The 19700-nt window shown below is 70.9% G+C and carries 16 protein-coding genes and 1 pseudogene; 10 read left to right on the top strand and 7 right to left on the bottom strand.

The genetic code is table 11. The features are described 5' to 3' along the window. Window positions 1-3: 3 nt before the first annotated feature. Complete coding sequence (locus LRS07_RS20300) at window positions 4-2196, bottom strand: ATP-binding protein (RefSeq protein ID WP_260499727.1); 2193 nt, start codon at window positions 2194-2196, stop codon at window positions 4-6. A 105-nt stretch (window positions 2197-2301) separates the two neighbouring features. Between LRS07_RS20300 and LRS07_RS20295 the strand changes: the two are divergent. After that, a pseudogene (locus LRS07_RS20295) lies at window positions 2302-3146 on the top strand (TatD family hydrolase). 194 nt (window positions 3147-3340) lie between these two features. Continuing rightward, window positions 3341-4084 carry a PEP-CTERM sorting domain-containing protein gene (locus LRS07_RS20290; RefSeq protein ID WP_260499726.1) on the top strand — a complete coding sequence of 248 codons (744 nt, stop codon included), beginning with the start codon at window positions 3341-3343 and terminating at the stop codon, window positions 4082-4084. 43 nt (window positions 4085-4127) lie between these two features. Here LRS07_RS20290 and LRS07_RS20285 read toward each other — a convergent pair whose 3' ends face one another. After that, a complete protein-coding gene (locus LRS07_RS20285; RefSeq protein ID WP_260499725.1) occupies window positions 4128-5204 on the bottom strand; it encodes a LysR family transcriptional regulator in 1077 nt (358 codons plus the stop codon). Between the two features lie 170 nt (window positions 5205-5374). Here LRS07_RS20285 and LRS07_RS20280 point away from each other — a divergent pair, with 170 nt between their 5' ends. From LRS07_RS20280 to LRS07_RS20265, 4 genes are all read left to right on the top strand, one after another. Continuing rightward, a complete protein-coding gene (locus tag LRS07_RS20280; protein WP_260499724.1) occupies window positions 5375-6250 on the top strand; it encodes an alpha/beta hydrolase fold domain-containing protein in 876 nt (291 codons plus the stop codon). 85 nt (window positions 6251-6335) lie between these two features. Further along, window positions 6336-7556 carry an efflux RND transporter periplasmic adaptor subunit gene (locus LRS07_RS20275; protein WP_260499723.1) on the top strand — a complete coding sequence of 407 codons (1221 nt, stop codon included), beginning with the start codon at window positions 6336-6338 and terminating at the stop codon, window positions 7554-7556. A gap of 19 nt (window positions 7557-7575) precedes the next feature. Continuing rightward, window positions 7576-10803 carry an efflux RND transporter permease subunit gene (locus LRS07_RS20270; RefSeq protein WP_260499722.1) on the top strand — a complete coding sequence of 1076 codons (3228 nt, stop codon included), beginning with the start codon at window positions 7576-7578 and terminating at the stop codon, window positions 10801-10803. Between the two features lie 16 nt (window positions 10804-10819). Next, window positions 10820-12265, top strand: coding sequence for an efflux transporter outer membrane subunit (locus tag LRS07_RS20265; protein ID WP_260499721.1), 1446 nt, complete (start codon window positions 10820-10822; stop codon window positions 12263-12265). 51 nt (window positions 12266-12316) lie between these two features. On the opposite strand, the gene LRS07_RS20260 is transcribed toward LRS07_RS20265, so the two are convergent. Together LRS07_RS20260 and LRS07_RS20255 are read right to left on the bottom strand one after the other, a co-directional pair. Next, entirely contained in the window at window positions 12317-12502 is a 186-nt protein-coding gene (locus LRS07_RS20260) for a hypothetical protein (protein ID WP_260499720.1), read from the bottom strand. Next, the gene (locus tag LRS07_RS20255; RefSeq protein ID WP_260499719.1) at window positions 12492-12674 is read right to left on the bottom strand and encodes a hypothetical protein; all 183 of its coding nucleotides are present in this window, start codon (window positions 12672-12674) and stop codon (window positions 12492-12494) included. Before LRS07_RS20255 ends, LRS07_RS20260 begins: the two co-directional genes overlap by 11 nt. Window positions 12675-13072: 398 nt before the next feature. Here LRS07_RS20255 and LRS07_RS20250 point away from each other — a divergent pair, with 398 nt between their 5' ends. Together LRS07_RS20250 and LRS07_RS20245 are read left to right on the top strand one after the other, a co-directional pair. Then, window positions 13073-13579, top strand: a complete 507-nt coding sequence (locus tag LRS07_RS20250; RefSeq protein WP_260499718.1) for a hemerythrin domain-containing protein — start codon at window positions 13073-13075, stop codon at window positions 13577-13579. Then, window positions 13576-14715: a glutathione-independent formaldehyde dehydrogenase gene (locus LRS07_RS20245; RefSeq protein WP_260499717.1), complete on the top strand. Its 1140-nt coding sequence runs from the start codon at window positions 13576-13578 to the stop codon at window positions 14713-14715. The genes LRS07_RS20250 and LRS07_RS20245 overlap by 4 nt, the downstream gene beginning before the upstream one ends. A gap of 96 nt (window positions 14716-14811) precedes the next feature. Here the strand turns inward: LRS07_RS20245 and LRS07_RS20240 are convergent, their stop codons facing one another. Next, on the bottom strand, window positions 14812-14937 hold the full coding sequence (locus tag LRS07_RS20240; protein ID WP_260499716.1) for a nitroreductase family protein: 126 nt from the start codon (window positions 14935-14937) through the stop codon (window positions 14812-14814). Between the two features lie 667 nt (window positions 14938-15604). On the opposite strand from LRS07_RS20240, the gene LRS07_RS20235 reads away from it, so the two are divergent. After that, the gene (locus LRS07_RS20235) at window positions 15605-17782 is read left to right on the top strand and encodes a hypothetical protein (protein ID WP_260499715.1); all 2178 of its coding nucleotides are present in this window, start codon (window positions 15605-15607) and stop codon (window positions 17780-17782) included. Window positions 17783-17966: 184 nt separating this feature from the next. Here LRS07_RS20235 and LRS07_RS20230 read toward each other — a convergent pair whose 3' ends face one another. Both LRS07_RS20230 and LRS07_RS20225 read right to left on the bottom strand, forming a co-directional pair. Next, window positions 17967-18491 (bottom strand): M48 metallopeptidase family protein, encoded by a 525-nt coding sequence (locus tag LRS07_RS20230; protein WP_260499714.1) that lies wholly within the window; start codon window positions 18489-18491, stop codon window positions 17967-17969. Further along, window positions 18488-18760: a VF530 family protein gene (locus LRS07_RS20225; protein ID WP_260499713.1), complete on the bottom strand. Its 273-nt coding sequence runs from the start codon at window positions 18758-18760 to the stop codon at window positions 18488-18490. The genes LRS07_RS20230 and LRS07_RS20225 overlap by 4 nt, the downstream gene beginning before the upstream one ends. A gap of 91 nt (window positions 18761-18851) precedes the next feature. On the opposite strand from LRS07_RS20225, the gene LRS07_RS20220 reads away from it, so the two are divergent. Beyond that, window positions 18852-19595, top strand: a complete 744-nt coding sequence (locus LRS07_RS20220; protein ID WP_260502185.1) for a glutathione peroxidase — start codon at window positions 18852-18854, stop codon at window positions 19593-19595. Window positions 19596-19700 lie beyond the last annotated feature (105 nt).

Below are 19700 nucleotides of genomic sequence, written 5' to 3'. Positions count from 1 at the left end.
CGGTCAGGCGGCCGGCCGCCGCGCCCTGTGCAGCGCTTCCGCCAGCACCGCGCCGAGCGCCTGCGGCGACCAGGGCTTCTGCAGCAGCGGCAGGCCCTCGGCCATGACCTTGGCGGTCTCGCTGGCGTGGCCGGTGGTCAGCACCACCGGCAGGCCGGGGAAGGCGGCGCGCAGCTTCAGCGCCAGCGCCAGGCCGTCCAATTCGCCCGGCATGACGATGTCGCTCAGCACCAGGTCGAAGCCCTCGGGCTCGGCCTGCAGCAGCGCCCAGGCGGCCTCGCCGTTCGGCACCCGGCGCACCTGGTAGCCCCAGCTGGCGAGCAGGGGCTCGGTGGCGCCGGCCACCTCCTCGTTGTCCTCGACCAGCAGCAGCCGGCCGTCGGCGCGCGGCAGCGGCGGCGCGGTGTTGGGGTCGCCCTGCGGCATGGCCAGCACGCCGGGCAGCAGCAGGTCCACCGTGGTGCCCTGGCCGGGCGTCGAGTGCAGCACCACGCCGCCGCCGGCCTGGCGGCAGAAGCCGAACACCTGTGACAGCCCGAGTCCGGTGCCCACGCCCGGGGGCTTGGTGGTGAAGAAGGGCTCGAACACCCGCTCCATCACCTCGGGGGTCATGCCGGTGCCGCTGTCCTCGACGCGGATGCGCACCCAGCCGGCCTGCGGGTGCTCGCCGCGCTCGGGCGGACCGGCCTCGCCGGGCCCGGCCAGCACCCGCAGGCGGCCGCCGTCGGGCATGGCGTCGCGGGCGTTCACCGCCAGGTTGATCAGCGCCAGCTCCAGTTCCGCCGGGTCGACCTCGACGCAGGGCGTGTCGGGGTCGACCTCGGTGGTGAGCGCCACCCGCGCCGGCACCGAGTGCCGCATCAGGTCGGTCAGCAGCGGCCATTGGTCCTGCAGGCGGATGACCTCCGGCCGCAGCGCCTGCCGGCGCGAGAAGGCGAGCAGCTGGCGGGTCAGCCGGGCGCCGGTGTCCACCGCGCGCAGGATGGCCTGCAGCGGCCGCTCGCCCTTGCCGTCGCCGACGTGCCGGCGCAGCAGGTGGGCGTTGTTGCTGACCACCATCAGCAGGTTGTTGACGTCGTGCGCCACGCCGCCGGTGAGGTGGCCCAGCGCCTCCAGCCGCTGCGTCTGCCGCAGCGCCCGCTCGGCCTGCTCGCGGCGCTGCGCCTCTTCCTGCCAGCGCCGGTGGGCGGCGCTCTCGCGCCGGGTGTGCTGCAGCGCCAGCCAGGCGACCCAGGCCAGCGCCAGGGCGGTGGGCACGGTGAAGGCGGCCAGGCGGGCCAGGTCGGCGTACCAGGCCCGGCGGACGGCTTCGTGGCTCACGGTGGCGCTGAGGTACAGGTCGTGGCCCTCCACCGCCAGGAAGGCGGTGCGGCGCGCGCGGCCGTCCACCGGCGACACGATGTCGAGCAGCCCGCTGGTCTCGCCCGCCGCGACGCGCCGCATCATCTGGCCGCCGGCCGGTGCGATCCGGCCCGCGGCGCCCGATGCCGGCGGGTGCCGGCTGACGATCATCCCGCTGCGGTGGAACAGCGACACCGAGCCGTCGGCGCCCGGCGGCAGCAGCTCGCCGTAGAAGCCGGAGAACACCGCCTCCGGCAGCGCCAGCAGCAGCACGCCGTCGAAGCGGCCGTCGGCGCCTTCGCGCCGCGTGCTCACCACCAGCACCGGCGCCGGGTCGTCGATGAGGCCGCGCTCGGGCTTGGACAGGTAGAGCCCGCGCCCGCCGTCGCGGTGCACCTGGAAGAACTCGCGGTCGGCCAGGCTCTTCGCCACCAGGCCGCCGGAGGCCAGCAGCGGCCGGCCCTCGGCGTCGAGCACTGCCAGCAGGCGCAGCTCGGGCACGCTCATCTCGATGCGCAGCACGTGGCCGGCCAGCGCCGGCGGGACCTCGTTGGCGCCGCCGCGCAGCACCGATGCCGCATCGGCCAGCCGCTGCAGCACCTGCTCCTGCGTGCGCATCACCTTCTGCGCGTGCTCGCCGGCCAGCGCCACCGCGCGCTGCACCTGCTGGTCGGCCTGGCGCTCGGCGATCTGCCGGCTCTGCCAGCCGGCGGCGGCGAGGAAGGCTGCAGGCACCAGCAGGGCGGCGGCCATCAGCGCGCGCAGCCAGCGCTCGCCGCCGCCGCTGGACGCCGCCGCCTGCGCCGGCACCGGGCGGGAGGGCGAGACCAGCGGCAGACCGAAGCGCAGCGACATGCGGTGGGGGAGGCCGGCCCTCGACGTGGGCCGCCGGTGCATTCTCGGTGCAAAGCCGCCGGCGGCCGGCAGCCGCTACCCTGCCGGGCCACGCGCCGCCCCGCCATGTCCGCCGCCCCCTGGATCGACACCCACTGCCACCTGGACGCCGCCGAGTTCGACGCCGACCGGGAGGCGGTGCTGGCGCGGGCGCGCGCCGCCGGCGTGGGCCGCCTCGTCCTGCCCGCGGTGGCGGTGGACAACTTCGAGGCGGTGCGCACGCTGGCCCATGCCGCCGGGCACGCCTACGCGCTGGGCCTGCACCCGCTGGCGGTGCCGCGCTGCGACGACGGCGACCTCGACCGCCTGGCCGAGGCGCTGCGGCGCCACCGCGACGACCCGCGGCTGGTGGCGGTGGGCGAGATCGGCCTCGACTTCTTCGTGCCGGGGCAGGACACCGAGCGGCAGCGGCGCTTCTACGTGGCGCAGCTGAAGCTCGCCCGCGACGCCGGCCTGCCGGTGCTGCTGCACGTGCGGCGCTCGGCCGATGCGCTGCTCGCGGGGCTCAACCGGGTCTTCGGCAGCGCCCCCGACGCCGGCGGCATCGCCCATGCCTTCAACGGCAGCCGCGACCAGGCCCAGCGCTTCATCGACCGCGGCTTCGCGCTCGGCTTCGGCGGCACGCTGACCTTCGAGCGGTCCCTGCAGATCCGGCGGCTGGCCGCCGCGGTGCCCGAGACGGCGCTGGTGCTGGAGACCGACGCGCCGGACATCCCGCCGCAGTGGCTGTACCGCACCGCGGCCGAGCGGGCGGCCGGCGCCCCCCGGCGCGCAACGAACCCGCCGAGCTGCCGCGCATCGGTCAGGGACTGGCCGCCTTGCGCGGCTGGACGCTGGCCGAGACGGCCGCGCGCACCGCGGCCAATGCCCGCCGCGTGCTGCCGCGGCTGGCCGTCCTGCCCGGCGGGTGACACACGGCCGGCCGCCGCGCCGGCACCCCTTTCACCGCCCTTCGCTACGTTCGGTGACATCGATCCCCTGATTCACGGGGGGCGGTCCACCGATTGCCTTTGTCCTCCTGCGGCTTGTCCGTTCAGCAGCCGGATGTGGGAACACGATCCCAATCCCACCGCCGGCAACGTAGTTCTTGAATGTCGGAGTAACCATGAGAAGCAAGAAGTTCAGTGTCGTCGTCGGTGCGGTGCTCGCCTGCCTGGCGTCGTATTCCTCGGCGGTGACCATCGGCAGCCTGACGCTGCCCGACGGCGCGCAGATCCACGCCGGCACGGTGTACGAGAACATCGTCACCGCCCCGGGCCAGACGCTGGCCGGCTACGGCACCGTGGGCCAGATCAACGGCCTGCCGCTGTCGACCTACTGCAGCGGCTGCGAGCTCACCTTCACCTTCGGCGGCTACCAGGTGCAGACGATCACCTCGCCGACGGATGTCACCTTTTCCGGTGGCTGGGTGAACTTCTACCTGGACGCCTCGCCGGACTTCAACAAGGACGTCGCCGGCTCCGCCAGCGACGGCACGCTGTTCCTCACGCTGGCCGGCCGCGGTCTCGTCAGCAACAACGTCAACACCGGTTCCGGCCTGCTGCAGGGTTCGGGCAACGGCCTGGCCGACGTGGACTTCACCGGCTCCGCCAACGGCAACACCGCCGGCGCCGGCGCGGTCGCCAACGCGTTCTTCAACACCAACACCTTCAACGGTGCGGACGTGCTGTTCAACACCTCCTACACCATCTACAACAACGGTTCGCCGCTGTGCCCGAGCGGTGCGCCCTGCGTGGTCGGCAGCGCCGACCTGCACGCCGCGCCGATCCCCGAGCCGGAGACCTATGCGCTGGTCGCTGCCGGCCTCGGCATGATCGCCTTCATGGCGCGTCGCCGCCGCGCGGACTGACCGCGCGCGCGCCTGCGGCCTCGGGCCACCGAGGCCGCGGCGCTCACCGCGCCAGGGCGCGTAGCGTCTGCGCCGCGCGCAGCGCTTCCGCCTGCGCTGCGGCCGCCACCGCGGCGGTCTGCGCCGGCGCGGCCACCGGGGACGGCACGACCGGGCGTGCAGCCCCGGCGGCGGCGGCCGCCGCCATGCAGCCGGGCAGGCTGCACTGCCGCTGGATCTCGTCGCTGCGCGAGAACAGCTCGGCCACCCAGTCGACGAACACCCGCAGCTTGGCGCTGAGGTGCCGGTTGGGCGGGTAGACGACATGGATGGGCACGCTCTCGGAGCACCAGTCCACCAGCACGGGCCGCAGCAGCCCGGCCTGGATGTACGGCTGTGCCATGAAGGTCGCGGTGTTGACCAGGCCCAGCCCCGCCAGCGCCGCCGTCAACCCGGCGTTGGAATCGTTGATCGACAGCCGGTGCCGGCCCACCACCTCGAGGCGCTCCTCGCCGCGCTCGAAGACGAAGGGGAAGATGCGGCCGGTGCGGGGTGAGAAGTGGTTCACCACCACGTGCTCGCCCTCCTCGATGTCGCGCGGGTGCTGCGGCATGCCGTGCCTCTCCAGGTAACCCGGCGTGGCGCAGACCAGCGTGTGGAAGTTGCCGATGCGCCGCGCCACCAGCGACTGGTCGGTCAGTTCGCCGCCGCGCAGCACGCAATCGACGTTCTCGCCGATCAGGTCCACCGGCCGGTCGCTGACGCCGAGGTCGATCTGGATGTCCGGGTACCGGGCGTGGAAGTCGGGCAGGGCGGGGATGAGCAGCAGCTGCGCCACCGCGGTGCCGGCGTCGATGCGCAGCCGGCCGCGCGGGTTGGCCTTGGCCTTGGACAGGCTGGACTCGAGTTCCTCGAGCTCCGACAGCAGCCGCATGGCGCGGTCGTAGTAGGCCGCGCCGTCGGCGGTGACCGTCACCCGCCGCGTGGTGCGGTTGAGCAGCTTGGTCTGCAGGTCGGCCTCCAGCCGCTGCACCAGCCGCGTCACCGTCGGCTTGGGCAGCGACAGCGTGTCGGCCGCGCGGCTGAAGGTGCCGGCCTCCACCACGCGCACGAAGGCCTGCATCGCGAGCAACTTGTCCATCGGGGCTCCTGCAAAGCTGTATTGCCGAGCCCACATTGGAACGCGGATGCGGCCGCCGCATTGTTGGAAGGGGCGCAACAAAGCATGAGCGCGCGCCGCGTTGATCCGCCGCCCGGCGCTGTCTATCGTTCGCCGCATCGCACTGCCCAGCGCCCTGCCGCGTCCGCACCATGGTCCGCCCGTCCGATTCCGCCGCACCCCCCGCCCCGCTGGTGGCCGAGGACGCGCTGCGCCTGCCGGGCCTGGACGCCCCGCTGGCGCTGCGCTGGACGCTGCCGGCCGGCGAGCCGATCGCCCTGGTGCTGCACCTGCACGCCGGCGCCTTCACCGCCGGCTCGCCGGCCGAGGGCGAGCGCATGGCCGGGCTGCTGGCGGCCGAGGGCGCGCGGGTGGCCTCGCTGGCCTATCCGCTGTCGCCGGCGATGCCCTTCCCGCAGCCGGTGGAAGCGGTGCATGCCGCCCTCGACTGGCTGCACCGCCAGCGCCGCAAGCTGAAGGCCGAGCGGCTGCCGCTGCTGGTGGCCGGCGAGGAAGCCGGCGGCAACCTGGCCGCCGCGGCCGCGCTGGCCGCCCGCGACCGCTGCACCCCGCCGCTGCACGGCCAGGTGCTGCTGTCGCCGATGCTCGACGCCTGCACCGCCACGGCGTCGCTGCGCGACGCACGGGCCGGCGAACCCGGCTGCTGCTGGGCCGAAGGCTGGCGCCGCTACCTCGCCCGCGCCTGCGACGCGCTGCACCCCTACGCCACGCCGGGCCGCGCGATGCGGCTGGCCGGCCTGGCGCCGGCGCTGCTGGTCACCGCCGAGGACGACCCGCTGCGCGACGAGACCCGCGCCTACGGCCAGCGCCTGCGTCAGGCCGGCGTGGCGGTCGACGAGGTGGTGCTGAGCGCGCCCACCGGCTGGCCGCAGAGCCACCGCGCGCCGGGCGAGGCCCCCTGGTCGGCCGAACTGGGCCCGCCGCTGCGCGCCTTCCTGCAGGCGCGCCGCGCGGCCGCCGGTGGCCTCGCCGGTTGTCGACCTCGGCCCGCCCCCCGCCCCGGCTGACCCCACCGTGTCCCGATGCCGCCCGTTGGCCGCCCGTGCCGCCAGCGCCGGCCCGCGTTTGCCCGCCCTTCCAGGAGAACTTCACATGCCCAACCTGCACCAGACCCTCGTCCGCCGGCCCGTCGTCGCCGGCCTGTCCGTGCTCACCGCCGTGGTGGCGCTCGGCGCAGTGGGCTCGGCCCTGTTCGGCCTGGCGGCCAGCCAGGCCGAGGCGCCGCCGGCCGCCGCCGCGCCGCCCGCCGTGCCGGTGTCGGTGGCCGAGGTGGTGCAGCGCGAGGTCAGCGCCTGGCGCGAGTTCTCCGGCCGGCTGGAGGCGGTGCAGCGGGTGGAGGTGCGCCCGCGGGTGGCCGGCTCGCTGCAGGCGGTGCACTTCCGCGAGGGCGCGCTGGTGAAGGAGGGCGACCTGCTGGTCAGCCTGGACCCGGCGCCGTACGCGGCCGAGGTCGAGCGTGCCGAAGCGCAGCTCGCCGCCGCCCAGTCGCGGCTGGCGCAGGCCCGCAGCGAGCAGCAGCGCGCCGAGCGGCTGTGGGAGGACCGCGCCATCGCGCAGCGCGAGTTCGACGAACGCGGCCACGGCCTGCGCGAGGCCGAGGCCAACCTGCGGGCGGCGCAGGCGGCGCTGCAGTCGGCCCGGCTGTCGCTGTCGTACACCCAGGTGCGCGCGCCGGTGGCCGGGCGCATCGGCAAGGCCGAGGTCACCGCCGGCAACCTGGTCGCCGCCGGGCCCAACGCGCCGGTGCTGACCACGCTGGTCTCGGTGCACCCGATCTACGCCAGCTTCGACGCGGACGAGCAGCTCGTCGCCCGCGCGCTGCACGACCTGCCCGGCGGCGCGCTGGCGCGCGGCCAGGTCGAGCGCATCCCGGTGCGCATGGAAGGCACCGACGGTCCGGTGGAGGGCCGGCTGCAGCTGGTCGACAACCAGGTCGACGGCAAGAGCGGCACGGTGCGCCTGCGCGCGGTGTTCGACAACCGCGAGGGCCGGCTGATGCCCGGCCAGTTCGCGCGGCTGCGCATGGGCCAGCCGCGCGGCGAGACCGCGCTGCTGGTCAGCGAGCGGGCGGTGGGCACCGACCAGAGCAAGCGCTTCGTCATCGTCGTCGACCGCGACCACAAGGCGGTCTGGCGCGAGGTGAAGCTGGGCGCGCCGGTGGACGGCCTGCGCATCGTCACCGAAGGCCTGCAGCCCGGCGAGCGGGTGGTGGTCAACGGCCTGCACCGGGTGCGTCCGGGCGCCGTGATCGCGCCGCAGCCGGTGCCGATGACGGCGCAGGCCGACACGGCCGTCAACGTCGCGGCGCGCTGAACGGCACGGGGCCACTGCCATGAACCTCTCGAAATTCTTCATCGACCGGCCGATCTTCGCCGGCGTGCTGTCGCTGCTGATCTTCCTCGGCGGGCTGATCGCCTTGAAGGCGTTGCCCATCTCCGAGTACCCCGAGGTGGTGCCGCCGCAGGTGGTGGTCAACGCCCGCTACCCGGGCGCCAACCCCAAGGTCATCGCCGAGACGGTGGCCACGCCGCTGGAGGAATCGATCAACGGCGTCGAGGGCATGCTCTACATGGGCAGCCAGGCCACCACCGACGGCCTGATGACGCTGACCGTGACGTTCAAGCTGGGCACCGACCCCGACAAGGCGCAGCAGCTGGTGCAGAACCGGGTGGCGCAGGCCGAGCCGCGGCTGCCGGAGGAGGTGCGCCGGCTGGGCATCAGCACGGTGAAGAGCTCGCCCGACCTGACCATGGTGGTCCACCTCGTCTCGCCCAACGGGCGCTACGACATGGACTACCTGCGCAACTACGTGCTGCTGAACGTGCGCGACAAGCTGGCGCGCATTCCCGGCGTCGGCCAGGTGATGACCTGGGGAGGCGGCGAGTACGCCATGCGCGCATGGCTGGACCCGCAGAAGGCGGCCGAGCACGGCATCGCCGCCGGCGACGTGGTCAGGGCCATCCGCGAGCAGAACGTGCAGGCCGCCGCCGGCGTGGTCGGCGCATCGCCGGGCCTGAAGGGCGTGGACGTGCAGATGTCCATCAACGCCCAGGGCCGTCTGAAGAGCGAGGCCGAGTTCGGCGACATCATCGTCAAGAGCGGGCCGGGCGGCAGCGTGGTGCGCCTGCGCGACATCGCCCGCATCGAGCTGGGCGCGGCCGACTACTCGCTGCGCAGCCTGCTGGACAACGCGCCGGCGGTGGGCACCGGGGTCTTCCAGGCGCCCGGCTCCAACGCGCTGGACATCTCGGCCGCGGTGCGCGCCACGATGGACGAGCTGCAGAAACAGATGCCCGAGGGCGTGGAGTACCGCATCGCCTACGACCCGACGCAGTTCGTGCGGGCGTCGATCGAATCGGTGGTGCACACGCTGATCGAGGCGGTGCTGCTGGTGGTGCTGGTCGTCATCCTGTTCCTGCAGACCTGGCGCGCGTCCATCATCCCGCTGCTGGCGGTGCCGGTGTCCATCGTCGGCACCTTCGCCGTGCTGCACCTGCTGGGGCTGTCGATCAACGCCCTGAGCCTGTTCGGACTGGTGCTGGCCATCGGCATCGTGGTCGACGACGCCATCGTGGTGGTGGAGAACGTCGAGCGCAACATCGCCGCCGGCCTGTCGCCCCGCGACGCCACCTACCGCGCGATGCGCGAGGTGTCCGGTCCCATCATCGCCATCGCCCTGGTGCTGGTGGCGGTGTTCGTGCCGCTGGCCTTCATCAGCGGCCTGACGGGGCAGTTCTACAAGCAGTTCGCGGTGACCATCGCCATCTCCACGGTGATCTCGGCGGTCAACTCGCTGACGCTGTCGCCGGCGCTGGCCGCGCTGCTGCTCAAGGGCCACGACGCGCCGAGGGACGCGCTGACGCGCGGCATGGACCGTGCCTTCGGCTGGCTGTTCCGCGGCTTCAACAACGCCTTCGGCCGCGGCTCCACCGCCTACGGCCGCGGCGTGCAGGGCGTCCTGTCGCGCAAGGCGATGGCCTTCGGCGTCTACCTCGTGCTGGCCGGCGCCACGGTGCTGCTGTTCAAGGCCGTGCCCTCGGGCTTCGTGCCGACGCAGGACAAGCAGTACCTGATCGGCTTCGCCCAGCTGCCCGACGGCGCCACGCTGGACCGCACCGACGAGGTGATCCGCCGCATGGGCGACATCATGAAGAAGACGCCGGGCATCGAGGGCTCGCTGGCCTTCCCGGGGCTGTCGATCAACGGCTTCACCAACAGCTCGAACTCGGGCATCGCCTTCGCGATGCTGAAGCCCTTCGACGAGCGCAGGGATCCGTCCCTCAGCGCGCAGGCGATCGCCGGCGAACTGAACAAGGCCTTCGCCGGCATCGAGGACGCCTTCATCGTCATGTTCCCGCCGCCGCCGGTGGCCGGGCTGGGCACCACCGGCGGCTTCAAGCTGCAGCTGCAGGACCGCGGCTCGGTGGGCTATGAGGCCATGGACCAGGCCGTCAAGGCCTTCATGGCCAAGGCCTACCAGGCGCCGGAGCTGGCGGGCGTGTTCTCGAGCTGGCAGGTCAACGTGCCGCAGCTCTATGCCGACATCGACCGCACCAAGGCGCGGCAGCTCGGCATCCCGGTGACCGACATCTTCGACACCCTGCAGATCTACCTCGGCAGCCTGTACGTCAACGACTTCAACCAGTTCGGCCGGACCTACTCGGTGCGGGTGCAGGCCGACGCGCCCTTCCGCGCGCGGGCCGAGGACGTGGGGCTGCTCAAGGTGCGGTCGGCGTCGGGCGAGATGGTGCCGCTGTCGGCGCTGATGACCGTGGAGCCCAGCTTCGGGCCGGAGCGCGCCATGCGCTACAACGGCTTCCTCTCGGCCGACATCAACGGCGGCCCGGCGCCCGGCTATTCGTCGGGCCAGGCGCAGGACGCGATCGAGCGCATCGCCAAGGAGACGCTGCCGCCCGGCGTCAGCTTCGAATGGACCGAGCTGACCTACCAGGAGATCCTGGCCGGCAACTCCGCCGTCTGGGTGTTCCCGCTGGCCATCCTGCTGGTCTTCCTCGTGCTGGCCGCGCAGTACGAAAGCCTGACGCTGCCGATCGCCATCATCCTCATCGTGCCGATGGGCTTGCTGGCGGCGATGACCGGGGTCTGGCTGGACGGCGGCGACAACAACGTCTTCACCCAGATCGGCCTGGTGGTGCTGGTGGGCCTCTCGGCGAAGAACGCCATCCTCATCGTCGAGTTCGCCCGCGAGCTGGAGATCGCCGGCCGCACGCCGGTGCAGGCCGCGGTGGAGGCGGCGCGGCTGCGGCTTCGGCCCATCCTCATGACCTCGCTGGCCTTCGTCATGGGCGTGCTGCCGCTGGTGCTGTCCACCGGCGCCGGTGCCGAGATGCGCAGCGCGATGGGCGTGGCCGTGTTCGCCGGGATGATCGGCGTCACCGCCTTCGGCCTCTTCCTCACGCCGGTGTTCTACGTGGTGCTGCGGCGCATGGCCGGCAACCGGCCGCTGGCGCACCACGGCGGGCAGCACGCGCCGGTGGTGACCCACGGCGGTGCCGTCACGGCGGCGCAGCCCGCGGCGCCGCGGTCCCACCACGAATGAGACCAGGGAGCCCACCATGACCCGATCCTTTGCCTTCACTTCCCTGTTCGCCGCCCTGCTGCTGGCCGGCTGCGCCACCGCGCCGCCTCCGGTGGACACGCAGGCCCTGCAGCCGGTGCCCGTCGCCTTCAAGGAACAGTCGACGGCCGACGCCGGCTCGGCCGGTGCGGCCGTCCCGCAGGCCGGCCGGTGGACCGTCGCCGCGCCGGCCGACGCGCAGCCGCGCGGCCGCTGGTGGTCGGTGTTCAACGACCCGGTGCTCGACGACCTGGTGCAGCGCGCCGGCGAGCGCAACACCTCGCTGCAGACCGCGGCCGCGCGCCTGGCGCAGGCCCAGTCGCTGCTGCTGCAGGCGCAGGCCCAGCGCCGCCCGGTGATCGACCTCGCCGCCGGCGCCAACCGGGCCACGCAGCCGCTGCTGGCGAACCGGCCGTTCACCCAGGACAGCCTGGCCGCACGGCTGAACTGGGAGGTGGACCTGTCCGGCCGCCTGGCACGGGCCAGCGATGCCGCGTCGCTGGACGCCGAGGCCCAGGCCGCGCTGCTGGAGAGCACGCGGCTGATGGTGCAGGCCAGCGTGGCGCAGACCTACCTGGCGCTGCGCGGCCTGGACGCCGAGCGCGCCATCGTGGCCGACACCCTGCGCGCCCAGCGCGACACGCTGCGCCTGACCGAGCGCCGGCTGTCGGCCGGCGACGTCGGCGAACTGGACGCCGAACGGGTGAAGAGCGAACTGGCGGGCACCGAGTCCGACGCGCTGAGCGTGGAGCGGCAGCGCCAGCTGCTGGAACATGCGCTGGCGCAGCTGCTGGGCGAACCGGCATCGGGCTTCGCGCTGGCGGCCACCGACGGCGCGTTCGACACCGCGCTGCCCGCCATCCCCGCCGGCCTGCCCGCCACCGTGCTGGCGCGGCGGCCCGACGTGGCCTCGGCGCAGCGCCGGCTGCTGGCCGCGCAGGCCCGCATCGGCGTGGCGCAGGCGGCGTGGTTCCCCAGCCTGTCGCTGACCACCTCGGCCGGCACCGCGTCGCCCGACCTGGGCGACCTGCTGCGCTGGTCGTCCAGGGCGTGGGGCCTCGGTGCGCTGCTGTCGCTGCCGATCTTCGACGGCGGCCGGCGCGACGCCGGCATCGCCAACGCCCGCGCCGAGTTCGACGGCGCGGCGGCCGGCTACCGCGAACAGGTGCTGGTGGCGGTGCGCGAGGTGGAGGACGAGTTGGCGTCGCTGCGCCTGCTGCGCGCCCAGGCCGAAGCCCAGACCCGCGCCGTGGCCGCCGCGGCCCGCGCCACCGCGCTGTCCGGCGTGCGCTACCGCAACGGCCTCATCGGCCAGCTCGAACTGCTCGACGCCCAGCGCAGCGAGCTGCGCAACCGCCGCCAGCAGGTGCAGGTGCGCGCGGCGCAGGCGCAGGCGACGGTGGGGTTGATCCGGGCGTTGGGTGGGGGGTGGGAGCGGGGCTGAGCTTGGCCGTGGCCGAGCGGACCGGGCCTGGCCCGGCCCGTCCGCCGTCGATCAGCCCCGGTCGGCGCGCGGCGCGCGGGTGCTGCGAACGTTGGTGCCGGCGTCGGTGCCGGTGCGGTCGTTGCCCATCAGACCGCCGCTGCGGTTGTTCGGGGTCCGGCCCATGTTCTGGTCGCCCGGCGTCACCGCCGCCTCCGCGGCACGGCCCGCCGCGCCGCCGGGCTGGTCATTGCCCATGAGGCCGCCGCTGCGGTTGTTCGGGGGTGCGGCCCATGTTCTGGTCGCCGGGGGTCACCGCGGCCTTGGCGGCGGCGCCGGTGTCACGCGCGGCTTCGCCGACGGCGGACTGTGCCTGGGCGATGCCGACGAGGGCGGCGCCTGCGATGAGCGCAACAAGTTTGGCCTTCATGGAGGTCTCCTGTGTGTTGTGGAGCAAAAACGCTGGCAATTCAGGTGCCGCCGGCCGTCGGTTTCTGGGAGAACGATCCCTGACAGGAGCCTTCGACGCGCTTCGGTGGTTCACCGAAAGAAGAAATAGAGCAGCACGAGGACGATGCCCGGGACGCCGAGCAACCAAGCGATGAAGTACTTGCCCATAGACGCCTCCTTGGAGTGGTGGACATCACCTTAGGCGGCCAGCGGGTGAGCCACCAGCGGCGGACGGGATCACCGCCTGTCGGTGAAGCGGAGGACTGTTGTCAGCGTGAATCCCGCCCCGGGGATCGGATACAGAGTGCCGGTGCGCCCTGGGTGGCCGACATGGAACCGCCGGTCCAGACTCCATCGACCCCCTCGAAAGGATTCCCCATGAGCGCCACGCTTGCCTACGTCGACGCCGTCGACCTGCTGGATGCGGACCACAAACTGGTCCAGAAACTGTTCCTCGACTACCAGGCCCTGTGCGACAACGGCGCGGCGCCCGAGGCGAAACAGCGGCTCGCGCTGAAGATCTGTGGCGACCTCGGCGTGCACACGCAGATCGAAGAGGAGATCTTCTATCCCGAGGTGCGGGCCGCCATCCGGGACGATGTGCTGATGGACGAGGCGCTGGAAGAGCACGCCGAGGCCAAGGCGGCGATCGCCCAGATCCAGGCCATGCCGCCCACCGACGCGGCGTATGACGGCACGGTGCAGCAACTCTTCGCCACCGTCATGGACCACGTGATGGACGAGCGCGAGCAGGTGTTCCTGAAGGCGCGCTACTCCACCGCGGACCTGCGCGGCCTGGCGCCACGGCTGTATGCGCGGAAGAAGGAACTGCAGAGCGGTAAGCCGGCGCCCATGCCGGCCGGAAAGAAGAAGGTGGCGTCATGAAGGCCCTCGTCTACAACGGGCCGCGCGACGTCAGCGTCCAGGACATGCCCGACGCGCGGATCGAGCGTCCGACCGACGCGGTGGTCCGCATCACCCGCACCAACATCTGCGGCTCCGACCTCCACATGTACGAGGGCCGCACCGACATGCGGCCCGGCCGCATCCTCGGCCACGAGAACGTCGGCGAGGTGATCGAGGTCGGCCCGGCCGTCGACCAGGTCAAGGTCGGCGACATGGTGTCGGTGCCGTTCAACATCGGCTGCGGTTTCTGCGAGAACTGCGAGCGGGGCCTGAGCAACTACTGCCTGACCTGCAATCCGGGCCTTGCCGGCGCGGCCTATGGCTTTGCCGACATGGGGCCCTACCACGGCGGGCAGGCGCAACTGCTTCGCGTGCCCTACGCCGACTACAACTGCCTGATCCTGCCGCGCGACGCGGCGGAGAAGCAGAACGACTATGTGATGCTGTCGGACATCTTCCCGACGGGCTACCACGCCACCGAGATGGCACAGCTGCGGCCCGGCCAGTCGGTGGTGATCTACGGCGCCGGACCGGTGGGCCTGATGGCGGCGCTGTCGGCCACGGTCAAGGGCGCGAGCCTGGTGATGGTGGTCGACACCCACAAGGACCGGCTGGCGCTGGCCGAGCAGATCGGCGCGGTGGCCATCGACGACACCGAAGGCGGCGGCCTCGAGCGGGTGATGGAGCTGACCGGCGGCCGCGGCGCGGATTGCGGCTGCGAGTGCGTGGGCTACCAGTGCTGCAACCGGCACCAGGAGGAGGTGCCCAACCTCACGATGAACAACCTCGTCAACGCGGTGAAGTTCACCGGCCACATCGGCTGCGTGGGCGTGTTCGTGCCGCAGGACCCGAACGCCAAGGAGGCGCTGCAGCGGCGCGGGCAGATGGCCTTCGACTTCGGCATGTTTTGGTTCAAGGGCCAGAAGCTGGGCACCGGCCAGTGCCCGGTGAAGGCCTACAACCGCTTCCTCAGCCGCCTCATCGAGCAGGACAAGGTCGAGCCGTCGTGGATCGTCTCGCACGAGCTGCCGCTGGAGCAGGCGCCGGAGGCGTACAAGAACTTCGACGCCCGCGAGGACGGCTGGACCAAGGTGACGCTGAAGCCGAACGGCTGAGCCGCCAGGGCACGGCCGGAAGCCGCGGGTCTGCACGAACCCGTCCACGGTGCGCCGGGGGATGCCCAGCGCAGCCACCGGCGCCTGCTCGTCACGTCAGCCCAGCGACAGGCCGCACACCGTCACGGGGTCGGCCGGCATGCCCAACCGCGGCGCGATGACCGCGTGGTCGGGCGCGAGGCTCACCTGCGGGCAGGTGTCCAGGCCGCGGGCGGCCAGCATCACGCTCTGCAGGTACGGGCCTAGGTCGAGCCAGGACGCCTCGTCGCGCGGGGCAGCTTCATGGACGGCCGGACACCTGCTTGGGGCTGCATTTCACATGGTCTGACCGCCAGCTTGTCAGCTGCAGCTGAGCCTCTGTGGTCGCTTTCTTCGCGACGTCAATGGCAGCAATGCAGCGGTTGCGGCCACATAGCCAATTGCAATGGGCGGCTCCTTCCGACCCGAAGCCGACCCCCCGCCCCTTCAACTACGTCGCCCTGAAGCCGCCCGTCAGACCATAGCGACGCGCGGTGAGGGCAGGCATCGTGTTGCACTCAAATACCTCGACGGCGACCCTGCGAGTCCAACAAGATCATCGCCGACCACCTCAGCGTCAGACTCGCCGTATCGGGCTACACAGCCCTCGGGTGGCTCGGCGCGATTGCATTCAAGCAGCCGGAGGTCGAAGCTCAAATCGAGATGCCCACGTCGGCTTTCGGTGTCGATGCCAAAGAGCGCCACAAATGAATGACGAATTCCCCGTTTACTGAGTTCCACATCATGGGGTCCATGCGAATCAACGGTTTGGCGAATCCGAATCCGCCGGCAATCTGCGGCACGCCTCCAGTCGAGGCCTCGGTACGGCAGGCTAAACTGGCGAGAGAAAAGCAGCCTGTTGGGGAGAGACATGGGAGCAGATGCCAGGCCGAAGCGAACGCTCATAGCCTATTGTGTACTGGCTGATCGCCTGCAGCAGCCGGGCCTGGGAATCGGTCAGGCGATAACACCATTTCTCGCCGAGGCCTGTCAAGAATTCGCCGGTGACCTCTTTGACGCCGCCAAGTTCTGCAATGCGGTGGCCCAGCGCTTTGGGATCTCGATTCCCCGCTTGGCCGCGCTGGGGCTGACAGAGCAACTCGCGGCCGAGGGGATTCTGCTGCTCGTATCTGGCCACGCTTCGTCGGCGGTCTATCGCTACGCGCCCGGGAAGACCATTGGCGATGTCGCCGCAGCGCCGCCCGTGACGGAAGCAGACGTTGAGAACGTACTTAACTCGTTCCTTGAGTACTGCCGGACCGATGGAAGAATAGAAGGCAAGGAGCAGTCCTGGCTCGAGGCCGCCTTCCTCGATCGCCTTCTAAACGTTGATTCGATGCGGTTGCTTACTCGGCGTGAAGTGTCGATTTCCGCCAAGCGGACAGCGGAAACCATCACGCTGAAGAAGCCCCAGCCTAAAGCTGAGCGAAGTGATCCAGAGGAGTTACATCTTGACTTCCTGGTCTCGCAGTTCTTGCTGGACCTCCGCAGCAACTATCCCCAGGCCTTCGATCGTGTATCGAATGTCGCCTTTGCCAACATGGCGGCTGAGGCGATCGCATGCTTTCGAGAGCCGTCAGGGGACAACGCGCCGCTCGACGGGTTGACTGTCTATCTTGATTCGCCCCTTCTCCTCGACATGCTGGGTGTGAACGGAGAGTACGAGGAGTACGGCCTGGAGTTGCTCGAAGCGATTCACGAGGGCGGCGCGAAACCGGCAGTGTTCGACCACTGCGTTGCGGAGGCCGAGACCGCGGTCAAGGCGCGGCTGGAGTTCCTGCGGTCGGGGATCAATCAAGTGGCGTCTGGTTGGGGCACAACGGCTGCCCCTACAGCCCTTGCAGCACTAACTGGTCGCGTTGCAGAGCGTGCAGAGCAGCGACTCGGCATCGCTGTGCACCGAGACCCGGAAACCCCTCTGCATCGCAAGTCGATGACATCAGTGGGCGACATCGAGTCGTACATGAGCTCACGTATGCAGGCGTGGCGAAACGATGAGGCCAAGGCCCACGACCGGAAGTCGGTGTGGTCCATGATCTCTCTCCGAGACACAGGCGATGTTTGCACTCGACTCTGCGACGCGAAGGCGCTGCTGCTAACTCGAAATACGGCCCTGGTCGGAATCGCGAATGAATCCTGGCGGCTTTGGCTGAAAGGCGCGACCTCTCATGCCGCGGCGAAGATTGAACGCGGGGTCCCGGTGGCCTTGTCTGACAAGCAATTTGCCGGCTATCTCTGGCTGCGTAAGGGCGGCGGTGATGGCAAGATTTCCAGAGCGCGCCTGCTGGCTCACTGCTCCGCCGCGGTCAGACCGCGACCTGACATCAAGGCTCGCGCCTACAACCTGATGCTTGAGCTGAGCGGTAAAGAAGCTGCACAAGACATCGCAGCACTGCTCGAGGACCGAGAGGGTGCAAGCGCGCTGATGCGGGCAACGCGTGGCGACCCGGAGGACGTGACTAAGGAGCGCCTGCCGTTCATCCTCGAGAAAGTGAAACTCGCGGCCGGAGACTATGCGGCCGAAGCGGAGCGCAAGAAGGCAGAAGCTGCAATTGCGGCGGTCAAGGCGGGCCACGCGGTCGTTGTTGAGCAGCTCTCTACGGCCATGAGTGCCGCATCTGAGGCACACGCTCGCGACGCCAAACTGCTGCGTGAGGAGATCGAACGCCAGCGCCTTGCGGCAGAGTCTCATGAGATCTCCAAGGGCAAGCTGGAGCGGACGGTCGGCGAACTGATGGAGGCCGAAAGGCAGCGCAGGGCCCAGGTGGCTGCAGAGGGCATGCGGGCGGGACGTTCGGTCTATCGACGGCTTCGGTTCGAGATTGCGGGCCTCTTCGGAGCCCTGACGCTGCTGGGCACAAGCCTAGCGGAGTCGGAGCCCGGGATCTCCGCTGGCCTGACCGTGCTCTTGGCCGTTCTCGGGTTCTGGTTCATTCCAGACAAGCTGCGCGGACCACTCGCGCGTCATGCACATAGCCACATGCGCGCTGTGATGGCGCGGAGGGACTCATCGGTGCCCGTGCCGGACGAGATCCCGGACCTCAAGTAGCGGCCAATCACCCAGGCGGGCTTCGGGGTTTCGAGCCGGTCGTGGTCGGGTCGGAGCGGATGGCCAGCCGGAAAGGTGACAGTCACTAAAGACGACTTCTGGCCGAGAGCGGTCCTCCCCGTGCGCGAGGCTGAGCGACTGCAACCAGAGTCTGACGCAGCCTTCTGCCTATCCAGAAGCGTCTTCAGCCCGACACGCCACCCTGCACCCCGCCAGCCTCCAGCCCCGTCAGCCACATCCGGACATCGAACTCCAGCTGGTGGTAGTCGGGCTCCATGTGGGTGCACAGGGCGTAGAACGCCTTGTCGTGCTCGCGCTCCTTCAGGTGCGCAAGCTCATGCACGACGATCGTCCTCAGGAATGCGGCGGGGGCCTGGCGGAACAGGCTGGCGATGCGGATCTCGCGCTTGGCCTTGAGGTTGCCGCCTTGCGGGCGCGACACGGTCGTGTGCGTGCCCAGGGCCCGGTGGGTCAGGTGCAGCCGGCTGTCGTAGAGCACTTTGGCCAGCGGCCCGGCGTTGCGCATGTGGCGGCTCTTCAGCTCTTGCACATACTCGTACAGCGCGGCGTCGCTGGCGATGTCGTGGCGCTCGGGATGGCGCCGCATCAGGCTTGCGAGGAGCCGCCCCTCGGCGATCAACACCCGCACCTGCGCGCGCAGGTCAGGCGGATAGGCCGCCAGGTACTTCGCGGTCGGGTCGGCGCTCATCCTTGAGCGTCTGGCGGGCCACCGCGCCGCAGGTCCCGCAGCATGAAGCGGTACAGGCCCTCGACCTTCTCGCGCGCCCACGGTGTCTTGCGCAGGACCTTCAGGCTGGAGCCGATGCTCGGCTGGCTGCTGAAGCAACGGAGGGCCACGCGCTGCGCGAGGCCGTCCCAGCCGTAGTGCGCCACCAGCTCGGTGAGGATGGCCTCTAGGGTCTTGCCATGCAGCGGGTTGCGGGGCTGGGCGGGCGGTGGCGGTGGCGTCGACGACATGTCGGGTGATTTTCGCGCGCGGCGAGCGGGCTCGCGAAGTGCCGCAGCCCGCGCAGAATCCAGCGATCGTCAGCAGCCGGAGTGCCAAGCCATGCCCCAACCCGCCCGCGAAGGCCAGCCCGTCCCGCACGTCAGGTTCCGCTACCGCGCAGACAACGAATGGAAGGACATCAGCTCCGACGATTTGTTCAAGGGGCGCACCGTCGCCGTGTTCTCGCTGCCCGGCGCCTTCACGCCGACGTGCTCCAGCACGCACCTGCCCCGCTTCAACGAGCTGGCCCCCACGTTCAAGCAGAACGGCGTCGACCAGGTGGTCTGCATCGCCGTGAACGACCCGTTCGTCATGGAGGAATGGGCCAAGAGCCAGGAGTGCGACAACGTCTTCATGCTGCCGGATGGCAACGGCGCCTTCACCGAGCAGATGGGCATGCTGGTCGACAAGAGCGACCTGAACTTCGGCAAGCGGTCGTGGCGCTACTCGATGCTCGTGCGCGACGGTGTGGTCGAGAAGATGTTCGTGGAGCCGGAGGAGCCGGGTGACCCGTTCAAGGTCTCCGATGCCGATACGCTGCTGCACTACGTCAACCGGGACGCCCGCGAGCCGGACCAGGTGGCGCTGCTCACGCGCGAGGGCTGCGCCTTCTGCGCCAAGGCGAAGCAACTGCTGGACGAAGCCGGCGTCCCGTACGCCGACGTGCCGCTGCCGCACAGCATCCGCACGCGCGCGCTTGGCGCGATCGCGCGGGCCGGGACGGTGCCGCAACTGTTCGTGAACGGTCAACTGATCGGCGGCAGCGACAAGGTGGAGGCGTGGGTGAAGCAGCGGAGCCGCTGAAGCGGTGGGAGCCGCGGGTGACGGGTGGAGGCCGGCCCGCCTCGCGGCAGGGACATTCCCTGGGGTTGTCGGGTTGTTGACATCCGGGCCCGCCGCGCCGTGTCC

Source organism: Aquabacterium sp. J223, from assembly GCF_024666615.1.
Lineage (GTDB): Bacteria > Pseudomonadota > Gammaproteobacteria > Burkholderiales > Burkholderiaceae_C > J223.
Note: the sequence above shows the minus strand (reverse complement) of the source record. Positions and strands in the feature narration are given on the sequence as shown.

Coding starts and splice junctions, on each gene's coding strand:
- LRS07_RS20300 (WP_260499727.1), bottom strand. CDS start 2,196: ATGTCGCTGCGCTTCGGTCTGCCGCTGGTCTCGCCCTCCCGCCCGGTG.
- LRS07_RS20290 (WP_260499726.1), top strand. CDS start 3,341: ATGAGAAGCAAGAAGTTCAGTGTCGTCGTCGGTGCGGTGCTCGCCTGC.
- LRS07_RS20285 (WP_260499725.1), bottom strand. CDS start 5,204: ATGGACAAGTTGCTCGCGATGCAGGCCTTCGTGCGCGTGGTGGAGGCC.
- LRS07_RS20280 (WP_260499724.1), top strand. CDS start 5,375: ATGGTCCGCCCGTCCGATTCCGCCGCACCCCCCGCCCCGCTGGTGGCC.
- LRS07_RS20275 (WP_260499723.1), top strand. CDS start 6,336: ATGCCCAACCTGCACCAGACCCTCGTCCGCCGGCCCGTCGTCGCCGGC.
- LRS07_RS20270 (WP_260499722.1), top strand. CDS start 7,576: ATGAACCTCTCGAAATTCTTCATCGACCGGCCGATCTTCGCCGGCGTG.
- LRS07_RS20265 (WP_260499721.1), top strand. CDS start 10,820: ATGACCCGATCCTTTGCCTTCACTTCCCTGTTCGCCGCCCTGCTGCTG.
- LRS07_RS20260 (WP_260499720.1), bottom strand. CDS start 12,502: ATGGGCAATGACCAGCCCGGCGGCGCGGCGGGCCGTGCCGCGGAGGCG.
- LRS07_RS20255 (WP_260499719.1), bottom strand. CDS start 12,674: ATGAAGGCCAAACTTGTTGCGCTCATCGCAGGCGCCGCCCTCGTCGGC.
- LRS07_RS20250 (WP_260499718.1), top strand. CDS start 13,073: ATGAGCGCCACGCTTGCCTACGTCGACGCCGTCGACCTGCTGGATGCG.
- LRS07_RS20245 (WP_260499717.1), top strand. CDS start 13,576: ATGAAGGCCCTCGTCTACAACGGGCCGCGCGACGTCAGCGTCCAGGAC.
- LRS07_RS20240 (WP_260499716.1), bottom strand. CDS start 14,937: ATGCTGGCCGCCCGCGGCCTGGACACCTGCCCGCAGGTGAGCCTCGCG.
- LRS07_RS20235 (WP_260499715.1), top strand. CDS start 15,605: ATGGGAGCAGATGCCAGGCCGAAGCGAACGCTCATAGCCTATTGTGTA.
- LRS07_RS20230 (WP_260499714.1), bottom strand. CDS start 18,491: ATGAGCGCCGACCCGACCGCGAAGTACCTGGCGGCCTATCCGCCTGAC.
- LRS07_RS20225 (WP_260499713.1), bottom strand. CDS start 18,760: ATGTCGTCGACGCCACCGCCACCGCCCGCCCAGCCCCGCAACCCGCTG.
- LRS07_RS20220 (WP_260502185.1), top strand. CDS start 18,852: ATGCCCCAACCCGCCCGCGAAGGCCAGCCCGTCCCGCACGTCAGGTTC.